The 7,014-nt window shown below is 67.5% G+C and carries 4 protein-coding genes; all 4 read right to left on the minus strand.

Going from position 1 to position 7,014, the window contains the following annotated elements; all coding sequences use genetic code 11:
• Positions 1-22: 22 nt before the first annotated feature.
• The 4 genes from ATE62_RS06970 to ATE62_RS06985 are packed head-to-tail and all read right to left on the minus strand — an operon-like array spanning position 23 to position 6,794.
• On the minus strand, positions 23-1,603 hold the full coding sequence (locus tag ATE62_RS06970; RefSeq protein WP_058808090.1) for an AMP-binding protein: 1,581 nt from the start codon (positions 1,601-1,603) through the stop codon (positions 23-25).
• Positions 1,600-3,225: a carboxylesterase/lipase family protein gene (locus ATE62_RS06975; RefSeq protein ID WP_058808104.1), complete on the minus strand. Its 1,626-nt coding sequence runs from the start codon at positions 3,223-3,225 to the stop codon at positions 1,600-1,602. Before ATE62_RS06975 ends, ATE62_RS06970 begins: the two co-directional genes overlap by 4 nt.
• Entirely contained in the window at positions 3,222-4,508 is a 1,287-nt protein-coding gene (locus tag ATE62_RS06980; RefSeq protein WP_058808091.1) for a spinster family MFS transporter, read from the minus strand. Before ATE62_RS06980 ends, ATE62_RS06975 begins: the two co-directional genes overlap by 4 nt.
• A gap of 3 nt (positions 4,509-4,511) precedes the next feature.
• Positions 4,512-6,794: a TonB-dependent receptor gene (locus ATE62_RS06985; protein ID WP_231736164.1), complete on the minus strand. Its 2,283-nt coding sequence runs from the start codon at positions 6,792-6,794 to the stop codon at positions 4,512-4,514.
• Positions 6,795-7,014 lie beyond the last annotated feature (220 nt).

A 7,014-nucleotide genomic window follows, 5' to 3' on the forward strand; every position in this document is an offset into this window, starting at 1 on the left:
GCCGCCGCGCGGCGATGCTCTTTCAATAGGCTCCATAGTCGTTCCTGAGCCGAATCTTATCGATTTTTCCGGTCGGCGCCAGCGGCATGGTATCGAGCCGCACCACCGCGTCGGGGATCCACCATGGCGCGACGCGGCCACTCAGCGGCGCGAGCAATTCGGCGTCGTCGATCTCGTCGCCGCCGCGCATCTCGACCAGCAGCACCGGGCGCTCGCCCCATTTGGCGTCCTGCCGGCCGATCACCGCCGCCAGCGAGACCTGCGGCAGCGCCCCGACCACCGCCTCGATCTCGGCGGGGTTGATCCATTCGCCCCCCGACTTGATCAGATCCTTGGCGCGGCCGGTGACGATCAGGTTGCCCTTGGCGTCGATCCGCGCGAGGTCGCCGGTCGGGAACCAGCCCTCGGCATCGGTCGCGGGCGCCTCCTCGCCGAAATAGCGGTCGACCACCGACGCGCCGCGCACATACAAATGCCCCTCGCCGCCGCGCTGCTCGGCGAGCGGTGCGCCGCCCGCATCGGTCAGCCGCAGGTCGACGCCGATGGCGGGCCGCCCCGACACCGCCGCGCTGCGCTGCGGGTCGCCCGGCGGCGCGATCACGCCGAGCGGCGACAATTCGGTCATCCCCCAGCTCGTCTGCACCGTAACCCCGAGCCGCGCTTCGAGCCGCTCCATCAGCGCCGGCGCCATGGGTGCCCCGCCAACGATCAGCCGCTCGAGCGTCGGCAATGCTCCCCCCACGGCCTCGAGATGCTCGACCAGCCCGAGCCACACGGTCGGCACGCCGACCCCGATCGTCACCCCCTCGGCCGCAATCAACCGCGCGAGGCTCGCCCCATCGGCCTGCCGCCCCGGCAGCACCAGCTTCCCCCCGACCGCGGGCAGCGCGAACGGCAGCCCCCAGGCATTGGCATGGAACATCGGCACCACCGCGAGCACCGCATCGCGGCTGGTGAAGGCCATGACATCGGCCTGCAAGGAGCGGAGCGTGTGGAGGAAGCTGCCGCGATGTGTGTAGGTCACGCCCTTGGGCGCGCCGGTCGTGCCCGAGGTGAAGCACAGGCCCGCGGGCGCGGTCTCGGCGAAGTCGCCCCACACCGCCCCGCCCGGCGCGTCGGCGATCAGGCTTTCGAGCTCGGCCACCGGCACGCTCGCCCCGCTCCCGCCCGCACCATCGATCAGCAATATCCGCTCGATACCCGGCGCGCGCTCGGCGACCAGCTTCGCCAGCGGCAAGAGGTCGGCGCTCGCGACCAATATCTTCGCGCCCGATTGCACCGCCATCGACGCGAGTTGCGGCCCCGTCAGCCGCGGGTTCAATGTGTGGCACACCGCGCCCATGCCCATCACCGCATACCAGAGCTCGACATGCGCCGCGCTGTTCCACGCCAGCGTCGCGACGCGGTCGCCCTGCGCGATGCCGAAACCTGTGAGCAACGACGAGATCGCCAGACTACGCTCGCGCAGCATAGCATAGCTGATGCGCGCCACGCTGCCGTTCTCGCGCGCGCTCGCGACCTCGGCCTCGCCGTGCCAGCGCGCGGCATGGTCGAGGAAGCGGTTCAGCGTCAGCGGATAATCCTGCATGCTGCCGTCGATCATGGGCAATCGGCGCCCTTCGCGAGCACCGGCGAGACGATGCCGGTGTTCCAGTTCCACGCCACATTGCCCGCGGCGCGGCGGCGGCACATCGCCGCCTCGTGCAGCCGGTACATGCCGGGCATCAGCCGTGCGCCGGGGCGCGGGATATCGGCGAAGGCGAGAAAAGCGGCATCGCTGCCATAGGGCTTCCAGACTGCCTGCCCCGCCGCCTCGGGCTGGCCCGTGCGCGCGAAGGACACCCAATAATCGCCCATCGCCGCCGCGAAGCGCTTTTCGGCGACCGTGTCGGGGATCTTCGGCCAATAGGGCGGCGTGTCGGCCGCGGTGCCGAACACATAGGGGATTTCGGCGGCATGAAAGCCGTGCAGCCCCGCCTCGCTCGCCGCGGGATAGCCATGGTCGAAGAGGTAGAGATAGGCATTCTGCCCGAGCGCGCTCTGCTTCAGCGCGAGCCGTTCCGACGTCCAGCCGTACAGCGCGTCGCGCGTCGTCGCGAGCACCGCTTCGCCGAGGTTGGTCGCGGGATAGAGCTTGAGCCAGCCGTCGGCGAGGTCGCCATAACGCTCGCGGATCGCGCCCTCATAGGCCGCGGCACTCGCGGGCGGCGGCGGCGCGAGGATACGCAGCGAGCGGATCTCGCCGATATTGAACCCTGCGATCATCGGCACCGGCGCCTGCTCGCCGGCGTCGAAGCTGTCGACCAGCTGGCGCGGCAGGACCTTGCCGTCGACCGTACCCCACGGGAAATAACCCGCTTTGAGCGTCCCGTCGTTGAGCGCCCCCGCGTCCATCGCGCGCAGCGCCGCGAGGTCGGCGGCGCCGAGCGCGGCCGCCACCTTGGCCCCCATCGTCTCGGCGGGGACCTCGCCGTGCCGCGCTTCGCGCAGCGACGGGGTCGAGATCATATAGGCGCTCTGCGCGATCGCCTTGTGGAACAGCCCACGCGCCTTGGGCGCGGTCATCAGATACATCACGCTGAGCGCGCCCGCGGACTCGCCCGCGATGGTCACATTGCCCGCGTCGCCGCCGAAGGCGCCGATATTGGCCTTCACCCATTGAAGCGCCGCGATCTGGTCGAGCAGCCCGTAATTGCCCGACACGCCGTCGGGCGATTCCTTGCTCAACTCGGGGTGCGCCAGATAGCCGAGCGCGCCGAGCCGGTAGTTGATCGACACGATCACCGCGCCGCGCGCCGCGAGCTTGGCGCCGTCGTACATCGGCTCGTGGCTGTAGCCATTGGTCAGCGCGCCGCCGTGGATCCACACGATCACCGGGGCATCCTTCGCGCCCTCGGGCGTCCAGATGTTGAGCGTCAGGCAATCCTCGGACATCTTCGCGGGCGGGTTGGTGTAGATGCCGATCGCGGTCGGGCGCGGCTGGATGCACGCCGCGCCGAAGGCCTGCGCCTTGCGCACGCCGGCCCAGGCTGGCAGCGCCACCGGCGGTTTCCAGCGCAGCGGCCCCACGGGTGCTTCGGCATAGGGAATGCCCTTGAACAGGCGGAGCTTGCCGACGCTCTTGCCCTCGACCGTGCCCGCGGGCGCCTCGACCACCGGCGCCGCCGTCGCGGGGACCGCCATCCCCAGCCCCGCCGCCAGCAGCGCGCTCGCCATCCTCATCATGTCGAAGCCTCCTGCCGGCGCAGCCGCGTCGCGAGCCACAGGAACAGCCCGATCGCGATGATGTAGAAGGGCGTCAGCGTGTAGAGCGCCAACTGCAGCCCATGCGCTTCGCCCTGCGCGGTGAACCAGTCGCTCGCGAAGCCGACCCATGTCGGCCCCAGCCCCAGCCCGATGAAGTTCATGATCAGCAGCAGCAGCGCCCCCGCGAGCACGCGCTGGTTGGGCTTCACTTCCTCCTGCACCAGCGCGACCGAGGCCGAGAGGTAGAAATAGTTGAACACCATCACCACAGTGAGCAGCGCGAGCGCCAGCGGCCAGCCCGGCGCCCAGACGAAGGCGAGGTAGAAAGGCATCGCCACCGCGAGCGACAGCGCCGGCGCGGTCGCGTAACCCACGCGCGACTTCTTGACCATCCGGTCGATCACCCGGCCCGAGACGATCATCCCGCCGCCCATCCCGATCAGCAGCACGAGCGCATACCAGATCGCGACCTCGCCCAGCTCCATGCCCTTCTCGCGCATCAGGAACAGCACCGCAAAATTGCCGAGGCCATAGGTCACGAACTGCGTCGCGCCCCCGCCGAGCGCGGCGAGCATCAAGATCGGGTGCGACAGGAACATGCGGACCGTCGGCCAGAAATCGGCCTTGTCCGCCGCCGCGGGTCCGGCGACATCGGTCGCCCCGCGCCTCGGCTCGTGCACAGTCAGCCAGACGGCGAGCGCGGTCACCACGCCGATCGCCCCCACCGCGATGAAGGGGATGCGCCAGCCGAATTTCTCGGCGATCGCCGCGCCGAACGCGACCCCCGCCGCCGCGCCGATCGCGGGCCCGAGGTTGAAGATGCCCAGCGCCGCGGCGCGCTTGCCCGGCGGATAGGTGTCGGTGATGATCGCATAGGAAGGCGGCACGCCCCCCGCCTCGCCGAAGCCCACGACCATCCGCGCGATCGCGAGCTGGGTATAGTTCGCGGCCATGCCGCACGCGACCGTCGCCCCGCTCCACACCGCGCAGGCGACCGACAGCACCCCGACGCGGCTGGTCCGGTCGGCGAACCAGCCGACCGGGATCGCGATGAAGCAATAGAACATCGCGAAATAGAGCCCGCTGATCAGCCCGAGCTGGCCGTCGCTGATCTGCAGCGCGTCCTGGATCGGCTTCGCGAGGATCGACAGCAGCTGCCGGTCGAGGAAGTTCAGCACATAGACGAAGCAGAGCATGCCCAGCACGAAGCCGGGCCGTGCGGCCGGCTGCGCGCCGGACGGAGGGAGCGTGTCGGTCGCCACGGCTTAGAGGCTGTAGCCGAGGCGGATGCCGAAGGTCCGCGGCCGCATCGTGCCGAAGCGGCTCACCAGGAACGCCTCCGGGTGGATGTAGGTGATCGAATGATCGTCGAAGAGATTTTCGACATAGAGCTGCGCCGAGATATCGCCCTTCTTGAGCCCGAGGCTCATGTTGACGTTGCTGTACGCATCGGTCTCGCCAAAGGTCGACAGCGGCACATTCGGCAGGCCCGGGGTGTTCGGGAAGCTACTGTTGTACGACCCGATATGCTGGGCGTTGACCGCCAGCATCGCATCGACGTCCGACCCGATCTTGAAATTATAGCTCATATAGGCCGACCCCTGGATCCGCGGCGCCGACAGCCGGTGCCCGAGCACCGCGCCCGAAATCGCCGCCTCGGCGGGCGAGAGCTTGGTGATCTTGCTGTCGTTATAGGCGCCGTTGAAGCCGATCGTCACGCCCGTCGCGGGGATCACGCTGACCTCGAACTCGAAGCCCTTGCTGCGCGCCGCGCCGATGTTGGTCGCGAACTGCACCGAGTCCGACACGCGGTTCGCCTGCGCCTGGATATTGCTCCAGTCGATCAGGTAGAAGGCGGTGTTGATCGACACGCGCCCGCCGAGCCAGCGGCCCTTGGCGCCGACCTCATAGCTCTTGAGACTATCCGACGTCGCGCCGAACGGAATGATGATATCGTTCGGATCGACGAGGCTCGGGGCGCCGGCGCGCGCGTTGACGATCGGCGCGCGGAAACCCGTCGAGAAGGTCGCGTAAGTCGTCAGGCTGTCGCTCGGCTTGAAGGTCGCGCTCGCCTTCCAAGACGGCTTGGATCCCTTGGCTTTGACCCCCTCGACCGCCGCATAGGGGGTGAAGGTGTTGAAGTTCGCCGGAATGCCCAACAGAGCATAGGTATAATAATTGAACCCCGCCGCGGTCGCGAGATAGCCCCCCGCTTCGGTAAAGGCCTGCGCCGATGTCTCGCCATAACGCATGCCGCCGGTCAGCCAGAATTTGTCCGAGAAACGATAGGTCAGCTCGCCGAAGCCCGCGAGTTCCTTGCTGATCGAGTGGGTATAGAGCTTCTGGAAATATTTGTCGGGCAGCCCGGTCAGCCCGCGCGCCGCGAGGAAATCGAGGTTCGAGCGATAGAAGAAATCGACGTCGCGGCGGCGGTTCAGGTAAAAGCCCCCGAGCACGAATTCGAACGGCCCGTCGAGCGTCGAGGCGAGCCGCGTTTCCTGAACGAACACCTTGTCGTAACCGTCAGCGTCGAGCCCGAAGGCGATCGGCGCGCCCGGAAACGAGCCCGGCGCGAAGGTGCCCGCGAGGTCGACATAGAAGCGCTGGTCGAAGTCCGAATAGGTCGACGAACTGGTGAGCTTGGCGAAATCGAACTCATAATCGATCGTCGCGTTCGCGATCGCCTGCTTGCCGGTGAAGCGGTCGGGCTCGTCCGACACGCGCTTGTTGCGCCCCAGCGACGGGCTGGTCAGCGAGCTGTCCTTGGGATTGCTATACTCATAGCTGCCGAGCAGCTTGACCGACAGCCGGTCGGTCGGCTTCCATTGCAGGATCAGCCGCCCGCCATAATCGATCAGCGTGTTCGAATTCTTCACGCCGGTGCCGACATTGTCGAGATAGCCTTCCTCGTCGCGGTAGAAACCGACCGCGCGCACCGCGAGCCGGTCCTCGACCAGCGGCACATTGACCATCGCATTGTAGCGCTGGCGGAAGCTGTCCGACCCGGTCAGCCCGAAATCGACGAGTGCCGCGGTGTCGAAGTCATTGAGGTCGGGGCTCTTCTGCAGGATGCGCATCGCGCCCGACAGCGAACCCGAACCGAAGAGCGTGCCCTGCGGCCCGCGCAGGAATTCGACGCGCTCGACGTCGAACAGATTGGGGTCGACCACGGTGGTGTTGCCGATCGTCGAGACCGGCAGCTCGTCGATATAGATGGCGACCGAGCTCTGCAGGTTAGCGTTGTAACCGTTGGTCGCGATGCCCCGCGCGGTGAAATTGTTGAAGTTCGCGGTCGGCTTGTTGAGCACGACGCCCGGCGTCTCGCGCCCGATGCCCTCATACCCGACGATGCCCTTTTCGGTCAGCTCTTCCTGCGAATAGGCCGAGATGCTGAGCGGCACGTCCTGGATACGCTCGGCGCGGCGCGTCGCGGTAACGATGATCGATCCGTCGTCGTCGCCCTCGGCCTGCGGTGCGGTGGTGTCCGCGTCCTGCGCCATGGCCGCGGCCGGAATGGTGAACAACGCCGTCGCAGCGACGGACGCCAAGAAGATTCCCCTCATCACGCTCTCCCAAATCGCGCCGATCGGATGTCGGCATCGAGGGGGTTATGCCCGTCGTTCGGGAGCGAGTCAATATTCACTCTCACGAGTGTGAATATTATGAAGGGGAGCGATTTGCGAATGAAGTTGCGCGGAAATCAGCGGAAAAAGGGACAAGAGCCCTCCCCCTTGAGAGGGAGGGTTGGGTGGGGGTACTCCATTCGAA

This window comes from Sphingopyxis sp. HIX, assembly GCF_001468285.1.
GTDB lineage: Bacteria > Pseudomonadota > Alphaproteobacteria > Sphingomonadales > Sphingomonadaceae > Sphingopyxis.

What these genes read in the sequence shown, in the direction of transcription:
- ATE62_RS06970 (WP_058808090.1), bottom strand. Translation starts at nt 1,603, where the DNA reads ATGATCGACGGCAGCATGCAGGATTATCCGCTGACGCTGAACCGCTTC.
- ATE62_RS06975 (WP_058808104.1), bottom strand. Translation starts at nt 3,225, where the DNA reads ATGATGAGGATGGCGAGCGCGCTGCTGGCGGCGGGGCTGGGGATGGCG.